13 protein-coding genes and 1 pseudogene are annotated in these 16,650 nt (G+C 60.6%); 6 read left to right on the plus strand and 8 right to left on the minus strand.

From position 1 onward, the window contains the following. Position 1: 1 nt before the first annotated feature. Together P0D84_RS30320 and P0D84_RS30325 are read right to left on the minus strand one after the other, a co-directional pair. Complete coding sequence (locus P0D84_RS30320; protein WP_408342736.1) at positions 2 to 1,879, minus strand: amidohydrolase; 1,878 nt, start codon at positions 1,877 to 1,879, stop codon at positions 2 to 4. Between the two features lie 108 nt (positions 1,880 to 1,987). Beyond that, entirely contained in the window at positions 1,988 to 2,614 is a 627-nt protein-coding gene (locus P0D84_RS30325) for a hydrolase (protein ID WP_408342738.1), read from the minus strand. A 450-nt stretch (positions 2,615 to 3,064) separates the two neighbouring features. Here P0D84_RS30325 and P0D84_RS30330 point away from each other — a divergent pair, with 450 nt between their 5' ends. Then, positions 3,065 to 6,424 (plus strand): PAS domain-containing sensor histidine kinase, encoded by a 3,360-nt coding sequence (locus P0D84_RS30330; protein ID WP_408342740.1) that lies wholly within the window; start codon positions 3,065 to 3,067, stop codon positions 6,422 to 6,424. Positions 6,425 to 7,070: 646 nt separating this feature from the next. Here P0D84_RS30330 and P0D84_RS30335 read toward each other — a convergent pair. From P0D84_RS30335 to P0D84_RS30345, 3 genes are all read right to left on the minus strand, one after another. Continuing rightward, positions 7,071 to 8,096, minus strand: coding sequence for a DNA-binding protein (locus tag P0D84_RS30335; RefSeq protein WP_408342742.1), 1,026 nt, complete (start codon positions 8,094 to 8,096; stop codon positions 7,071 to 7,073). Positions 8,097 to 8,487: 391 nt separating this feature from the next. Beyond that, on the minus strand, positions 8,488 to 9,783 hold the full coding sequence (locus P0D84_RS30340) for an MFS transporter (RefSeq protein ID WP_408342744.1): 1,296 nt from the start codon (positions 9,781 to 9,783) through the stop codon (positions 8,488 to 8,490). A gap of 113 nt (positions 9,784 to 9,896) precedes the next feature. Next, positions 9,897 to 10,991 (minus strand): tartrate dehydrogenase, encoded by a 1,095-nt coding sequence (locus tag P0D84_RS30345; protein ID WP_408342746.1) that lies wholly within the window; start codon positions 10,989 to 10,991, stop codon positions 9,897 to 9,899. A gap of 160 nt (positions 10,992 to 11,151) precedes the next feature. On the opposite strand from P0D84_RS30345, the gene P0D84_RS30350 reads away from it, so the two are divergent. Continuing rightward, positions 11,152 to 12,063, plus strand: coding sequence for a LysR family transcriptional regulator (locus tag P0D84_RS30350; protein WP_408342748.1), 912 nt, complete (start codon positions 11,152 to 11,154; stop codon positions 12,061 to 12,063). 40 nt (positions 12,064 to 12,103) lie between these two features. On the opposite strand, the gene P0D84_RS30355 is transcribed toward P0D84_RS30350, so the two are convergent. Both P0D84_RS30355 and P0D84_RS30360 read right to left on the minus strand, forming a co-directional pair. After that, positions 12,104 to 12,271 carry a hypothetical protein gene (locus P0D84_RS30355; protein WP_408346374.1) on the minus strand — a complete coding sequence of 56 codons (168 nt, stop codon included), beginning with the start codon at positions 12,269 to 12,271 and terminating at the stop codon, positions 12,104 to 12,106. Between the two features lie 147 nt (positions 12,272 to 12,418). Further along, the gene (locus tag P0D84_RS30360; RefSeq protein ID WP_408342750.1) at positions 12,419 to 13,363 is read right to left on the minus strand and encodes a hypothetical protein; all 945 of its coding nucleotides are present in this window, start codon (positions 13,361 to 13,363) and stop codon (positions 12,419 to 12,421) included. 831 nt (positions 13,364 to 14,194) lie between these two features. Between P0D84_RS30360 and P0D84_RS30365 the strand changes: the two genes are divergently transcribed. The 4 genes from P0D84_RS30365 to P0D84_RS30380 all read left to right on the plus strand — a co-directional run bounded on the left by P0D84_RS30365 (position 14,195) and on the right by P0D84_RS30380 (position 16,164). Beyond that, positions 14,195 to 14,476: a type II toxin-antitoxin system CcdA family antitoxin gene (locus tag P0D84_RS30365; protein ID WP_408342752.1), complete on the plus strand. Its 282-nt coding sequence runs from the start codon at positions 14,195 to 14,197 to the stop codon at positions 14,474 to 14,476. Then, positions 14,476 to 14,799: a CcdB family protein gene (locus P0D84_RS30370; RefSeq protein WP_408342754.1), complete on the plus strand. Its 324-nt coding sequence runs from the start codon at positions 14,476 to 14,478 to the stop codon at positions 14,797 to 14,799. Before P0D84_RS30365 ends, P0D84_RS30370 begins: the two co-directional genes overlap by 1 nt. A 190-nt stretch (positions 14,800 to 14,989) precedes the next feature. Then, positions 14,990 to 15,433, plus strand: coding sequence for a hypothetical protein (locus P0D84_RS30375; protein WP_408342755.1), 444 nt, complete (start codon positions 14,990 to 14,992; stop codon positions 15,431 to 15,433). After that, positions 15,430 to 16,164: an IS6 family transposase gene (locus tag P0D84_RS30380; protein ID WP_408342756.1), complete on the plus strand. Its 735-nt coding sequence runs from the start codon at positions 15,430 to 15,432 to the stop codon at positions 16,162 to 16,164. The genes P0D84_RS30375 and P0D84_RS30380 overlap by 4 nt, the downstream gene beginning before the upstream one ends. 318 nt (positions 16,165 to 16,482) lie before the next feature. On the opposite strand, the pseudogene P0D84_RS30385 reads toward P0D84_RS30380, so the two are convergent. Continuing rightward, positions 16,483 to 16,584, minus strand: a pseudogene (locus P0D84_RS30385) (IS6 family transposase); the annotation flags it as partial. Positions 16,585 to 16,650 lie beyond the last annotated feature (66 nt).

Raw genomic sequence — 16,650 nt, forward strand, 5'->3', positions numbered from 1 at the left:
CCTAGAACGCGAAACAACTGCAACCGAGCGCGCCCCAGAACGTGTTCGCGTCGCCAGCGGGCACGTTGCTGCGCCATGCCCACGCATGCGCATGACGATGCACGCCGCACAGGTTCACGCACGCGTCGTTGCACGACTGCTGCAGCGGCGCCGTGGGACGATAGCGCGCGTAGCCGCCGTACTCCGCGACGGGCGACCACGACGGACTAACGGGCAGCGCGGGCGGGTCGAACGTTTCGAACTCTTCGGCCGCGTAGACGACCCGGCCGTTGACCACCGTCAGCACCGAGCTCAGATGCTTGATACTGTCTTCGTCGATCGTGAAATAGTCGTCGCTCAGCACCGCGAAATCGGCAAGCTGGCCTGGCACGAGCGCGCCCTTGCGTGCCTCTTCATTTGAGAACCATGCGCTGCCCACCGTATAGCGGCGCAGCGCCTCCATGCGATCCAGCCGGTCCTGCGGCGCGTACATCGGTGTGCCGCCCACCGTGCGTCCCGAAACAAGCCAGTAGAGAGAAACGAATGGATTGAAGCTCGCGACGCGCGTCGCGTCCGTCCCCGCGCCAACGGGCAGCCCCGCAGCGAGCATCTTCCTGATGGGCGGCGTGTGCGCCACCGCTTCGGCGCCATAGCGCGCGATAAAGTATTCGCCCTGATAGGCCATCCGGTGCTGAACCGCGATGCCGCCGCCCAGCGCGGCAATGCGGTCGATGTTGCGCGCCGAAATCGTTTCGCAGTGGTCGAAGAACCAGCGCAAGCCGCCGAACGGCGTATCCAGGTTGACACGCTCGAACACGTTGAGGAAGCGTTCGATCGATTCGTCGTAAGTTGCATGCAGCCGGAACGGCCAGCGGTTTTGCACCAGCAGCCGCACGACAGCTTCGAGCTCGCTTTCCATCACGCCCGGCAGGTCGGGGCGCGGCTCCAGAAAATCTTCGAAGTCGGCGCCGGAGAACACCAGCATTTCGCCAGCGCCATTCATCTTCAGGAAATCGTCGCCGTCACCCGGTTTGGTGATCTTGACCCACTTCGCGAAGTCTTCGATTTCCTTCTTCGCGTTCTGGGTAAACAGGTTGTACGCGATTCGCACCGTCAACTCATTGCGCTTGGCGAGTTCCATGATGACGGCGTAGTCGTCGGGATACGACTGATAGCCGCCGCCCGCGTCGATCGCGCTCGTCACGCCCAGGCGATTCAGCTCCCGCATGAACTGGCGCGACGAATTCAACTGGTCGTCGAACGGCAGCTTCGGCCCTTTGGCGAGCGTCGCGTACAGCAGACCCGCATTTGGACGCGCGATCAGCATACCGGTCGGATTGCCGCGGCGGTCGTGCTGGATCTCGCCGCCCGGCGGATTCGGTGTATCGCGGTCATAGCCGACCGCGCGCAGCGCCGCTGCGTTCAGCAGTGCGCTGTCGTAGAGGTGCAGGATGAAGACAGGCGTGTCCGGCGCGATTGCGTTGATCTCTTCAAGCGTCGGGCCCCGCTTCTCCGCGAACTGGAATTCGTTCCATCCGCCGATAACACGCACCCATTGCGGCGCGGGCGTGCGTGCGACCTGCGCGCGCAGCATGTCGAGTGCATCGCGCAGTGACGGCACACCATCCCAGCGCAGTTCAAGATTGAAATTCAATCCGCCACGAATGATGTGAAGATGCGAATCGTTGAGACCGGGAACGACTGTACGTCCTCGCAAATCGATGCAGCGCGTGGACTCGTTCGCCCACTGCATCATGTCGTGATCGTTGCCGCTCGCAACGATCCCGCCCTTCGCGATGGCCAGCGCCGTCACGAACGAACGCGTGTCATCCTGCGTCGCAATCTTGCCGTTATAGATCACCAGGTCCGCAATGCGGCTGGGCTGAATGGGTGCGGTCATCGTCGCTCTCCGTGGTCTTGTTCAGGCACGTCTCTCACGCGACGACAAAAGCGCCGCGTGTGAGACATAGCAGGGAATGCTTGGGGCAATCAGCCCCGCTCGACCTGCCTAGCTCGCGTGCCCGCCGAGAATCTGCTTCGCGTAGCGCACGCCAATGCCATACGAGGTATGTGCCTTGAAGATCTCCATGACGCCTTCGTACGTTTCGCCGCGCGCCCAGTCACGTTGCAATTCGCACATGAACTGTACCGACGTCAGCGGCACTGCGCCCGCCTGGATGACGCGCTGGACGGCACGCTCATGGGCTTCCTCGGTGATGTCGCCGCAGGCGTCTGTCGGCACGTAGATCTCGAAACCTTCGGCCAGCATCTGCACGGTCGGGAATGCGACGCACACTTCCGTCCACAAACCGGCAATCACGATCTTCTTGCGGCCCGTCGCCTTGATCGCGTCGCGAAAACCCTTGTCTTCCCACGAATTCATCGACGTGCGATCGATCGGTTTGATCTGCGGAAACACCGACTGCACTTCCGGCAGCAGATGGCCGCTAAAGGTGTCGGCGGCAACCGTCGTCAGAACGGTCGGCACCTTGAAGAGCTTCGCGGTCTTCGCGAGGATCTGGACGTTGTGCAGGATAGTTGTGCGCTCGTGCGAGTGCGTACCGAAGAACATCTGCGGCTGATGGTCGATAAGCGCGAGCGCGCACGTGTCGGGCGTCAACAGTTCATAGGCCATGAGTAGCTCCTTTTCGCGAGAATGTGAGAGACCCGCACGGTGGCCAGAAGGCAACCGCGCAAAGATCCGTTGTTGGCGGGATGATTCAAATCGATGTTGCATCGGCAACGCCGATGCAAACGGCTTCCCCGTGCGGCTTGAACGCGCGTTTCACAATGCCGCACTGGCACTTCGACAACATATAACGTTGTGCCCTGCCGGGACATTGCATGTTTATGTAATCCGAGGCACGTCCAGGTGGTTGGCCTCGTTGCTCGACAAGCTCGAGCGCCAATAACCTCGCTGGTCTGTTGTGCATTACATGATCATGTAATGGCACCATCAGATATAAGGTTGTAAGTTGTCTTTCTCCTCATGCGAGCAAGGAACCGGTGCATTGAAAAATCCCGCGATTGGCAGGGAAAATGTGGAGTTTTGCTATCCAATGCGCCGACGAACTCCGAGGTTGACATGCTTACTGTGTTGATACGGCGCTCGTCTCGGGATGTTGTCCTCGGCGTCGCCATATCCGGTGCGTCAGGGGCGGCAGGATTGCTTGAACCGATTACGGGTTGCCTTAGCGTCCTCCTTGCGTTTCTGTCCGCGCACTTTTTCGGCCGGGGCTTCGGGCGTCTGGCCGCTGGGTTCGCCTCGCTTGGAATAGCAGGAGTGGCATTGGTTTCCAGTCACGCTCCTCTTGCGTCCGGCTCTTTCAGTCGTTGCGCCGTCACAATCGCCGCGGCATGGCTTTGTGCAGAACTGGTCTCCCGGCGCCCCCGGCCAGGCTCAACGAGCCGATTGAAGGATGAGCCATTTGGCGGGCAACTTCGCCAACGGGACCAAGCGCTTCAAAGCATTGGCAGTCTCTTTCCCGGCCATGTGTGGACCGCGCTGCCCAATGGTGACATCGAATACCTGGGTCCCAGCCTATGCGAATACACAGGCATCACAAAAGTGCCTGACTGCGCTGCTTTCCGAGCCGCAATCCACCCTGATGACCTGCAGGCAAACGACCGATACTGGGACGCAGTCCGGGCCGGAAATGACATGGAAGAGCTCGAATTCCGGCTCAAGCGTATCGACGGCGAGTACCACTGGTTCCTCTGCCGTGTCAAAGCCATACGAAACGACAGTGGACGGCTACTGCGATGGGTCGGTGTGAGCTGGGACATACACGACCGGAAGACTGCAGAATCTCTTCTTCGAACCGAAGAGGAAACCTATCGGCGCATTGTGGATAGCGTGCCCGCATGTGTATGTGTCGGCGGTCCCGCCGGCGAACTTCTGTACGTGAATAAAGTCGGTGTCGCTTCGCTTGGAAAACCGATGGAGGAATTGGTCGGCAAGCGATGGATGGATTACATTCACCCCGATGACGTGCAGGCCGCACGGCAGCAATGGAAAGCGTGCATTGCCGCGCGTGAGACGGTCGACCTTGCGGTGAGGATGCTACAGCATGACGGCGTATACCGCTGGCAGCGTCTTCTGGCGGAGCCAGCGCGCTGCCAGAACGGCGACGTCGTAAACTGGTATCTCATCGGCACGGAAATCGAAGAGACCATCAAGGCTCAACAGGCGCTAACGGCAAGCGAGAGAGAAGCCAGAGATCTCCTCGACCGGATACCAGGCCGCTTCGCCGTTCGGACAGAGCACGATTTCGACTTCGTCAGTCAGCAGATTCTTGAGGAAACAGGAGCTACGCTTGGAGACATACAGAATCTCGGCTTTCTGAGTTTCATTCACCCCGATGACCGCAACAGAGTAAAAGAACGCCATCTTCTCTCTGTTCGGGAAAAGAGCGCGCACGAAATTGCCTACCGATGGGCAGACCGCGACGGTAACTATCGATGGCGGCACTCGCGCTCCGTTCCTTATTTCAACGAAGATGGAAGCGTCTACAAGTGGTACTCCACGACCATCGACATTGACGATCTTTGCAAGTCCAAAGAACTCATCCGCGAACGTGAAGTTCAACTGAACTGGCTGGCGGAGACTGTCCCTAGCCTGCTGTGGCGTACGGACGCCCGTGGCCGCCTGGAATACGCGAACAAGCGCACAGAAGACTACACCGGGCTACCGCTCGATGATTTGATAGCGAACGGCTGGATTCGCCTGGTGCATCCAGATGACGCTGGGTCAACAATTGAGGCCTGGCGAGATTCTCTCGATAGCGGGAGACCTTATGACTGCGTCCATCGGCTCCGCGCCGCCGACAACACCTACCGCTGGTTCCAATGTAAAAGCACCCCGCTGCGCGATGCCAATGGCGACATTGCGAACTGGTTTGGTCTTTCGATAGATATCCACGTGCGGCATCTGGCCCAGGAGGCCCTTCGCACCAACGAACTTAATTTGCGAAGGCTCGTGGACGCATTGCCCGCGATGATCTGGAGGGCCACACCGCAAGGCGATGTCGACCGATGGAATCGGCAAATGCTAACGTTCATGGGAAAGAGCGAAGAAGAATTCGACAGAGAGATGTTACTTCGCCTCATCCCGGAAGCTGAGCGACTTCGTGTCCGCTCGCGCTGGCGGGAAGCTGTCCGGGAAGGTACGTCCTACCAGGACACCTATCAGGTGACGGGCGCCGATGGAAAACTGCGCTGGTATCTCGCTCGCGGCGAACCGTTTCGCGACGAAACCGGGCAGGTCCTGCACTGGTACGGCGTATGTACGGACATCAACGATCTCAAGCAAACGGAAGCCGTGCTCGAACAGCGCGAGCACCAGCTACACGAACTTATCGAGACCATCCCCGCCATGCTCTGGTGCAATGACCCACAAGGCAGGCTCACTTACATCAATCGGAAAACCTCGGAATTTGTTGGCTTGGGTATTTCGCAACTCGCGGGCCTCGGCTATCAGCAGACCTTCCATCCTGACGACCTGGACAGCCAGGTTCAGGCATGGACACACTCGATCGAAACTGGCGAACCGTACTGCCACGTTGCCCGGCTTCGCCGAAAAGACGGGATTTACCGGTGGTACCAGCACACTGCTGAAGCAATGAGAGACTCAGACGGCAGCATTGTTCAATGGTATGGACTCAGTCTTGACATTGACGAGCGCAAGCGTGCGGAGGACCGGCTCAGACAGACTCAGGCTGAACTCGGACGGGCAACCCGGATTGCGACAGTTGCAGAACTCTCCGCGTCCATCGCCCACGAACTCAATCAGCCTCTCACGTCCGTTATCGCCAATGCGCAGGCTTGCAAACGGTGGCTCGCAGCGTATCCGCCAAACTTGACGGAAGCCAGGATTTCCGTGGAAAGCGTGGTTCGAGATGCCCGTTCCGCCGACGAGACGATGCAAAGCATCCGCGCATTGTTCAAGCGGCAAACATTCCAGAAACGGGAACGGAATGTGAAAGACATGGTTCTCGAATCCGTACGACTGTTACGGGAAGACGAAACCAGGCGTACCGCCGACATCGAGTTCGACTTGCCCGATAGCCTGCCGCCGGTGTTCGTCGATCAGATACAGATTCAGCAGGTCCTGCTTAACCTCATCACGAATGGGATTGAGGCCACGGAAAACTCGGGACGCACGCCTACGATTCGCATTACCGCAAGCCTCCGGGACGACCGGTCCGTGCTGCTCGAGGTCATCGATAATGGTTCGGGCATCGTGGGTGACGACAGCATATTCGATGCCTTCGTCACGACCAAAAGTAAAGGAATGGGTATCGGACTTGCGGTGTCCCGGTCGATTGTCGAGGCTCATGAAGGCCATCTGACTGCCGCCAATAACGATGGCCATGGAGCAACCTTCAGCGTTGTCCTCCCCGTATTGCCCGTACCGATTTCCCAGCAGGAGGTGGGTGTCAAATAACCTGGCCGGGCGACTTGATCCAAGGTGAGGGCAGTTGCTTCAGCTTCCTTTCCATAAGGTCTTTCCTGTGCACTCGCAACTGTGATTCTTGTCAGGGCGGCCTTCGCAAATTACCGAGTGGGGGCTCACCCAGACGCCCCTCTTCATGGCGTGCCACGCACAGCCGGCGACCTTGGTCGAAGGCACCAGAAAGTAAGGGTCCTGGACACATTGCAGGTTCTTGATGTGGGTCAAGCCGTCGCTTTCTTTTCTGATTACCAGGCATGTCGGGTCAGCCGGATCCACGGGAGTTCCAGCAACAGATGCCGGGACCGCCCCAGCCGAGCCGCTCGACTTCTGATTGGCTCCGGCAGGGTCAGGCGCGCCCTAACTTGTGGCAGCGGCGCTCGGAGTCTGGCTTCCGATTGCCGAGTCCAGGCTTTTATGCGCCGCGTCGGCTAGTCCCTGTTTGAGTGTCTGGGTGAGATCGTCAAAGGCTCCGGCTTGTGCAGTACCGAGACCAAGGACGCAAGCCAGGCCGGCGCATAGGCGAACGAAACGTGTACCAGGAAAACTCGTGCACCGCGGATCCCGAGCGTTGACTTAGTATTGGTTCGCAGGTGCATTACCCCGGACGAATTATCAAAGTGAGTCATAGTGGTGGCGATCAGGACGTTGATTGCTTCCGCGTCGCGGCTTTGGATGTGGCGCGGCGAGGTTTAGGCGTCTCCTCAGAAGATCGCGGACGCCTGGGTGGCGCCGCCTGATTCGTTTTGACCGTCGCCAACTGCAGTCGCAATTCGTTGAGTTCCGTGACGTATGCGGTGTTCGAATGGCGAAGGGCTTCAAGACTCCCTTCCACGACACCTGCGCGATGACGCGCGTCACCAAGCTGAACCTGTAACGCCCGGATTTCCTCCCGATGCCGGGTCTCGCCCTGTTCCGCCCTGCGCGCCGCGGCAGCGAGATCCTTATGGAGGCGCACGCCGGTGCTCCGTTCGCGTTCGATCTCAAGCAATGCCCGTTTCTCAGCCGCCCGCAGACGCTCCTCGGCCAGCTCCGCGCTACCGCGCAACTTTTCCAGTTCACCCGAAAAATCCGCCCTCGCCTGCACCAGTGCACGATCGCGTGCGCCGATCTCGTCCTGCTGCCGCGCGATTTCAGTCTCGAGCGCCTGACGCGTCGCCTCGCCCGCAGCTTGCGCCTGCTCGAGTTCCTGAATCCGCACCTGCGCCGTAAGCAAGGCACCGGTGCGCTGCTCGAGTGCCGTTTCGGTTCGCGCGAGTTCGGCCCGCAATGTCTCTACCCCATTGCACGCGGCGGCCTTCTCCGCTTCGGCGTCGGCCCGCAGTTCCTCGAGCGCCGCTTGCGCCGACGTGGTGGACTTCGTCCACAGCGTGGCGATCAGTTCCCCGGCTGCCGCTTGCAGATCCGCCGGTAGGTCCGGATGCTCGATCCGCACCCTGCTCTTTTCGCGCAACTCAACCCAGAACTCGCCAAGCACCTGAGTGGGCGTGCTCATGCTGCCGCGCTTCACCAGTTGATACAGCCGGTTTGCGGTCGGCGTAATGCCGAAGCGGAAGAACAGCAGCGCGCAGACCTCCCAATACAACTCGCGGGTTTTCGGGAATTCGGCCTTCAGACGATCGATTTCACCGGCGAGGCGCGCTTCATCAGGCAGGACAGTGGACATGGTAATGATGTGAGGTTTGATTTAGCAAATAATATAACGTAAATCGCTGAATATCCAACTAACACATACCTCCGTCCTGGCGTTACGGCTGGAACGTCGCGATTGCGCACGCTGACCCCGCCACCGCCTATCTGCGACAACCACATGTGGAAATGCGATACCGGCGCCGCACGGGCGCCCGTAGAAGATGGGCAAACTCTCACGGGACAAGGGTTTGCAGCGTGCTGAGGGAGTGGGTTGCGCGTGTCGCGCCAGAGCAAGTGGGGGGTGGTTGACCGAAAAACGGCTGCGTGCAGGCAGTAGCAGGCGCTTCGCCGCAGCGCGCAGCGGCGAGGTCGTTCGCAGGTGCCGTTGCGCACCCGCGAGGCTTCTCAATCCAAAAGCGGCAAACTCATTGCGGCGCGGGCGCCGTCCGGTATCCTCGCCTGCCAACAGCCAAAGCAAGCATCGCGGACACCGCAAGACTCGCCGCCACCGCATACAGCCCGGCAGCATACCCTCCCGTCACGCTCTTCAGCCAGCCAATTGCAAACGGCCCGACGAACCCGCCAAGATTGCCGAGCGAGTTGATCATGGCGATACCGGCCGCCGCGCCGGCGCCCGAGAGAAAGGTGCTCGGCATGGCCCACAGCGGCGCCTTGGCCGCGCTGATACCCACGTTCACGAGGATCAGCGCGAGCACCACCGCAACGACGGTATCCCCAAAGCCTGCCCACGCGAGCCCGACACCCGCTACAACGCATGGAATCACCACATGCCACGTGCGCTCGCCAGTGCGGTCCGAATGGCGAGCCCACATCACCATGCCGACCACAGCCAGCACGCTGGGAATCGCATTCAATGCGCCAGTGCCAAGCGCGCTAAAACCGAATTGACGAATGATCAGCGGCGCCCACAGCCCGAGCGTATAAAGACCCGCGGACGTGCCGAAGTAAATCATCGACATGATCCACACGCGCGGATCGCGCAGCGCCGCGAGCGCGCCTGTCGCGTGCCCGGCCTGGGACTCGCGTCCCGCCCGCTCTTCGCGCAAGGTCGCGATAAGCCATGCCTTCTCATCCGCGGCAAGCCACCTCGCCTTGTCCGGCGAATCGGTGAGTGCTTTCAAAACCACGAATCCGAGAACGACAGCGGGAATCGCTTCGATGAGGAACAGCCACTGCCAGTCTTTCAAACCGAACAGCGTCGGCATCTGCATGATGGCGCCTGAAATGGGCGACCCGATTGCCGTCGACAAAGGCGCGGCCGCCATGAACACAGCCGCCGCGACCGCGCGCTGCCGTGTGGGAAACCATTGGCTGAGATAGAGAATGATGCCCGGGAAGAACCCCGCTTCGGCCAGCCCGAGCAAGAAACGCAGCGCGTAGAAAGAGTTCGGTCCGACGACAAACGCGGAAGCCGCCGACACCAGCCCCCACGTCACCATCACGCGTGCAATCCAGATGCGCGCACCGACCTTGTTGAGAATGAGGTTCGACGGTACTTCGAACAGAAAGTACCCGAGAAAAAAGATGCCGCCGCCGAGCCCGAACATGGTCGGCGAGAGTCCGAGGTCCTTGTTCATCGTCAGCGCCGCGAAGCCGACGTTCACACGATCGAGAAAGCTCACAAAGTAAAGCAGCATGATGAAGGGCAAGATGCGCCACGTCAGCTTGCGAACCACACGGGCTTGCAATTCATTGGTCATGCCTGTCTCCGTACTTTAAATCGCCCGTGACGTGTTCGTCCGGGCGTTATGTTTTTGTGTCACGCACGCGCGGTGGGTTGCGCGTTGCGTGTTTTGCGTTGCGTACGGCGTGCTCAGGCTGCCTTGAATTGCGCCGCCGGTTCCGCTGCGAGGATTGCACATACTGCATCGGTCACCTGCACGGTCGTGGCCGTGCCGCCGAGGTCGCCGGTGTGCAGCGCCGGGTCAGCCGTGATGCGTTCGATTGCATTCATCAATTGCTGGGCGGCGGCCGTCTCGCCAAAATGTTCGAGCATCATCACGACCGACCAGAACGTGCCGACCGGATTGGCGAGACCTTTGCCCATGATGTCGAAAGCGGAGCCGTGAATCGGCTCGAACATCGAGGGATAGCGGCGCTCGGGGTCGAGATTCGCGGTCGGCGCGATGCCGAGGCTGCCGGCCAATGCCGCTGCCAGATCGCTGAGAATGTCCGCATGAAGGTTCGTCGCGACAATCGTGTCGAGTGTTGCGGGACGGTTGACCATGCGGGCCGTCGCAGCGTCGACGAGTTCCTTGTCCCACTTGACGTCGGGAAACTCCTTCGATACTTCCAGTGCGATCTCGTCCCACATGACCATCGCGTGACGTTGCGCATTGCTCTTGGTGATCACCGTCAGCAGCTTGCGCGGCCGTGACTGTGCGAGGCGGAACGCGAACCGGAGAATGCGCTCGACGCCCGCGCGGGTCATCATCGAAACGTCCGTTGCCACTTCGATCGGATGGCCCTGGTGCGCGCGGCCGCCGACGCCGGAGTACTCGCCCTCCGAGTTCTCGCGAACGATGACCCAGTCGAGATCCTTCGGCCCGCAACGCTTCAACGGTCCGTCGATGCCAGGCAGGATGCGCGTGGGACGCACATTCGCATACTGATCGAAGCCCTGGCAGATCTTGAGGCGCAAACCCCAGAGCGTCACATGATCGGGAATATGCGGGTCGCCCGCCGAGCCGAACAGAATCGCGTCCTTGTTGCGAATGGCATCCAGTCCATCGGCCGGCATCATCACGCCGTGCTGACGATAAAAATCGCCACCCCAATCGAAGTTCTCGAACTCGAATCTGAAGGCGTCGCTGCGCGCGGCAATGGCTTCGAGAACCTGTTGGCCCGCGGGCACGACTTCCTTGCCGATGCCGTCGCCGGGAATGGTTGCGATGTGGTAGGTCTTCACTGGGGTCTCCAAGACGTTAAACGTAGGGCAGTATCCTAGAACAAGGACCACGCGCGAAAACGCTGCTAGACTTAAAGCATCCTTAACCTTGAGTTAACAATGGGCGGCTCATGGGCTACCTGGCGCCCTGCTCACCAGGCTACTCAACCGCTTCCTCAACATGACCTCGTCGATACAGCCGGACGACCTCGCCTTCTTCTCCACGCTCGCTGCAAGCGGCAGCCTGACGGCGGCTGCGCGTGAACTCGGGTTGACTACGGCGGCCGTGAGCAAGCATCTGTCGCAAATGGAGTCGCGGGCGGGCGTCTCGCTCGTCAATCGCACGACGCGGCGCATGAGTCTCACGCCGGAGGGCGAGCTCTATCTGACGCGCGCGCGGCGCATTCTGAGCGAAATGGATGACCTGGCGCAGTTGCTTGGCGGCTCGCAAGCGGCGCCGAAAGGCCTGCTGCGCGTGAACGCGACGCTCGGGTTCGGCCGCAGTCATGTGGCGCCGCTGATATCCCGGTTTGTGCAGCGCTTTCCCGAGGTGGACGTGCAATTACAGCTCTCTGTCGACCCGCCGCCGATCAGCGACGACGTTTTCGACGTTTGCGTGCGCTTCGGCGAACCGCCGGATGCTCGCGTGATTGCGCGCCGGGTCGCGTCGAACCGGAGGTTGCTTTGTGCATCGCCTGCGTATTTCGCCGAACGGCGCGCACCACGCAGTCCGGCTGAGCTATCGCAGCACAACTGCATCGGCATTCGCCAGGGCGATGATGGCTACGGGCTATGGCGTCTGACCAGCGGACGCGGTTCGACCGAAAAGACCGAGACAGTTCGCGTGCGCGGCAACCTCACCACCAATGACGGCGAGATCGCGGTGAAGTGGGCACTGGACGGCCACGGCATTCTGATGCGGGCGGAATGGGATATCGCGGAGTATCTCGCCGATGGCCGCCTGATTCAGGTACTGCCGGAATACCGCACGCCGGGTGCCGATATTTACGCGGTGTACCCGCAACAGTTGCAGATGACCGCGCGGGTCAAGTCGTTCGTCGACATGTTGATCGAGGCGCTGAGAGCGCGTTGAGTCATGCCATGAGGAGGCGCCTGGGTCGCCTCCCTTGCTCTCAGTGAGCGCGGCCGTGCTCGCCGGTACGCAGAAAGCGCTTGCCGTCGAGTTCGATAAACACTTCTTCAGTTGCCTTGGGATTGCGCCAGTAACCTTGCATCACCTGCGGCGCGTTCACGATGATTTCGCCGGTTTCGCCCTGCGGCTGACACGGATTATTGATCATGTGTTTTTATGGTGTTGGCCAACCCCGCAGGCGGCGTGGTTCAGAATCGGCCGAATTTGGGTGACACGGACGAGCGTCGTCGTTCCGCCTGTTAAGGCCGGATTAGTTAGCAACGCAATATAAATGGAGGTCGTGGACCTCCCCGCTTCAGGTCCGCTGCGGCTGAAGAGGGCCGAGCCCGAGCAGCGTGAGCCAGTGCGGATGATCCTGACCGGTCATCAGTTCGCACGGACTCCTGCCCTGGTGTTCAGCCCGGCGGCTGCGTACGAAGCGCCGATGGTTCAGGAAGAACCGCAGCAGGTCGAGGTACGGGTTGCCCAGATGGCGCCGCAGCGTGAAGTAGTTGCGCAGCCGCGAGTTGAGGTTTTCCACCAGCGAACTGCTCCGCGGCGTGTGTTCCATGATCTGGGCGACGGCGGCGAAGACGGCGTGGAACTGGCCGCCCAGTTTGGATCGCAGCTGGCCCCAGCCTTGCCAGTACGCGGGCGATGTGGTCGGCTTGCGGTGCAGCAGGCAAGCGGCGCGCACCAGATCGTCGGGGACGCCCGCGGCCTGCGCGATCCCGGCGAGTTTCGCATCGAGCACGCCGGCGAACGCCAGCAGGTCATCACGCTGGTTCTGCAGCGCGACGCGCACCGGGCGGATGCGCCGGGGATCTTGCGGCTCGCGTGCGGCGAGCTCGTGGACGACGAAGTCGAACAGCGCCTGCCGCGTAGCGAGGGCCGGCCCCGCCAGCGCCAGGATGTCATGGCTGAGCCACTGGGTGAGCGTGCGCATGTTGAGGGCCAACTGATGTGCATGGGCTTCAGCCTGACGCACCCGCCTCAGCCCGACGGCGAAGCTGGAGTCGCGCTTACGGGAGCGTGGCTTGCCGATCGTGGCTTCCAGCTTCTCGCGCCGTGTGCGGGCGCCCCGGGCGAGATTGCCCAGCGTGTTGGCGAGCGTCTCGCACTGGCGCTGGATGTGAAACACATCGCCATGGCACGGCGTGTCGCCCCAGGCGGCTTTCTGCCCGGCGCGCAGGCCCTGGCCTGCATCGGCAATCGTGTAGTCGGGAGCGAGCCCCTCCCTTGAAGCGTCGAGCAGATGCACGCCCCACGCAGTCGCGATGCTTTTCGGCAACCAGCAGGTAACAGTAGGTCGACTGCGCATCGACGCCGGCGAGCACCGGCCGCGCGCCCTGGAAGATCTCGTCGTGCAGGCCCACGCGAATACCCGACAGGTCCTGCTCGCGGTTGATCGCGCCCGCTTGCCGCGCCGCCCACTGCAGCACGTCGTGCACGCTGCCCACGCTGACGGACACGCCCAGCAGATCGCGCATGAACTCCGTCACCCCGCGATACGAACTGCGGCAGATCAGCGTCAGCCCGAGCATATCCTGACGCAACCAGCTCCGGGTGAGCGGCAACTGAAACAGCACCTCGTCATCGGGCACCGCCGAACAGAACGCGTCATCGAGCGCGTCGCTCGCCTTGCCCCTTTGCGCGTAGACGAACTTGCGACTCACGCCGAGCCGCGCGGACAGTTCGCTGATCGTTTCCGATCTCCGCCAACGCCTGAACGGCCAGTTTCTTACGCTCATTCCCCGGCAGCTTCGCTGCCGCGCCAGCGGACCGATTCATGCACGCACCACGACTGAAAAAATGGGCTGACATTATCGACCATGACGCTCTCATCAGGCCTCGCGCCTGTTACCTTGGTTTGAACCTCGCCCGGGAAGGTTACAAAATTGCCTCAAACGCTCGTCGGGAGGAACAATTTTCTGCAAGACTTTCTGAAGCAAACTTGTTCCCAGCGCCTCTACGAGCCCCGATTAGACTGGCCGCACGCAGGAACAGATCTCTATTCAAACCAACGACCGCCGCTCTATCTGCGCACGGATGTGCGATACTATGCGCATGTTTATGCGCATAGGAGCTGCATATGATTTCCGCACAAATTCGTCGGCTTGGCGAACCACCTCTGTCTCAACCGGCGCGGAAATCTACGCGCAAGCCCACCAACGTGTCGTTGCCAACCGACCTGCTTGATCGCGCGAAACAGTTGGACGTCAACATCTCGCGCGCCAGCGAACGGGGCTTGCGCGAGGAAGTTCGCGAGGCCGAAGCGCGCGCGTGGGCTGCCCAGCATGCGGACTTCATTGCTGAGCTGAACGCACGCATCGAGCGCGACGGCCTGCCGCTCGACGAACTCCGGATGTTCTGATGGCCCGTTTTGATCTGTACAACAATCCTTCATCCAGGTCTAGGGCGAAGTCGCCATTCCTCCTCGATGTGCAGAGCAATCATCTGGGCAGTCTGATCTCGCGGATCGTTATTCCGCTGACACGCGTGGCTGGCAATTACACATCCAGCAAGGTCGCACAGGATCTGGCGCCGATCATCGAGATTGGTGGCGAAATGTTCATACTGGAAACGCCATTCCTCGGCGCGATCAGAACCAGTGAGCTTGGTCCTGCAACCGGAACGCTCAAGTCCGAACAGCCCCGGGTTCTGGCCGCGCTCGATCGTTTGTTCGGCGCTTACTGATCGGCCCCGGCAGGAAATTACGCTGGTCATGTCAACCGCACCGTGGGGCGGAAAGACTTGGCGTCTCGATCGTCAGCTTGGCCGCGAGTTCAATGCCGAAAGCAGGCCACCTGCAAGTGCTCATCCGAGAAGGCACAGACATCCATGAAAGGATGGCCGCCTCGGCGGCCGGCGTTTCTCGGTGGACTCGGTGAATCAGGACGCGACGCAATACGGCGCCGCAGTCGAAAGTTTTTTTGGTGATGACCTCCACGAGATGCGGCTTGAGATGTTGCGGGCGATCGAGCCTGTTGTGGTCGACCTAGGCGCTTCTGGCTTCACCAATTTTGTGGAGCAATTGGCGGCGGCTAACATGGCGAAGTCTTTTGATAACGATGTTATCGCCACAGACACAAGCCGCCGCGGCCAGGAAGAGGCAATCACAACATATCAGACGCTGCGGGGGCTCGGAATTCCCCGCGAAGCCCAGCCCGATTGCGACTTCCGCCACAGCGTCTGCTGTGCCGGCTGCCGCCGCCGCACGACGCCGGTGTCCGTGCGTTTTCTGGGCCGGCGCGTCTATGCCGCCGCGATCATGGTGACGGTCTGTGGCTCTGTCACATTGGCGATGCGGTCGCGTAAGATTGCGCGATGAAGAAGACAAAATCGCTTTATCACGGCCATCGCTTTCCCGCCGCAGTCATCAGCTGCGCCGTGCGTTGGTATTTCCGGTTCCAGCTCAGCCTTCGTGACATCGAAGAGTTGCTGTTCGAGCGCGGTGTAATCGTCAGTTACGAAACAGTTCGGCGCTGGTGTGACAAGTTCGGTGCGGGCTTCGCGCATCGCGCTAAGTCTGCGCGTCGCAAGCCCGGCTCAACCTGGCATCTCGACGAGGTGTTTGTGACGTTGCGCGGCGAGCCTTACCTGCTGTGGCGAGCAGTTGATCAGCATGGTGCCGAACTCGATATCCTATTGCAGAAGCGTCGCGACAAGGCGGCAGCCAAGCGTTTTTTCAAGCGCGTGCTTGCCGCCTGTCCCGAGGTACCGCGCAAGATCGTGACCGACCAACTGCGCAGCTATCCGGCCGCAAAGGCGGAGATCCCCGAGCTGATCAACGTCAAGCACGTCTTTGTCAAAGCCAGTGCCCGGGTCAACAACCGTGCTGAAAACAGCCATCAGCCTACGCGAGAACGCGAGCGCCGCATGCGCGGTTTTCGTGATCCGGAACGCACGCAAGCGTTCTTGTCGAGCTTTGGACCGATCCGGCAGCACTTCGCACTGAAGCGACATCTGATACGTGCGTCGCTCTACCGCAAACAACTCGGAGAACGCTTTGCCGCGTGGCATCGTTTCGCCGGGCTTAGCCAAAATCCGTCTGGCTTTTGAGGAAAGGTCAGTTTATCGAACTACTGCGACCCGAACACTTTAATGTGACAACGCCGCTCGAACTGCTCAACGCTCAATTTCGTTGGAATCGCTTGCCCGCATTGATTTCCAGCCATCCGTAACATCCAAAAATCCGGACTTTAACCGATCCGGCCGCGCAGATCACCAGATCCAGTCCTGATGCGGCTCGCAGACAAATTTAGCCGCCTAAGAAAACCCGCAACCAGTTGGGACTGTTACTGGCGCAGCCGATAAAGTTATCTAATAAGGATAACTACTGTTAAGCCACGCAGATAGTCTGCGCCCGTCAACTTGACAGAGCCGTTCCTCGACCATGCGCAGGCTCAGCGGGAAGCGGTAGTACAGCCCCATAGCGTAGCTGATCACTTCAGGCGGAGACCGGTAGCCGGCATAGGAAATGGTGTCGGTCGCCGGCGCGCGCTGCGGGAAAGTGGGTCATTTCATGCCCGCTATTGTCGCCGTATC

Origin of the sequence: Paraburkholderia sp. RL17-337-BIB-A, from assembly GCF_046025895.1 — a bacterium.
GTDB lineage: Bacteria > Pseudomonadota > Gammaproteobacteria > Burkholderiales > Burkholderiaceae > Paraburkholderia > Paraburkholderia fungorum_C.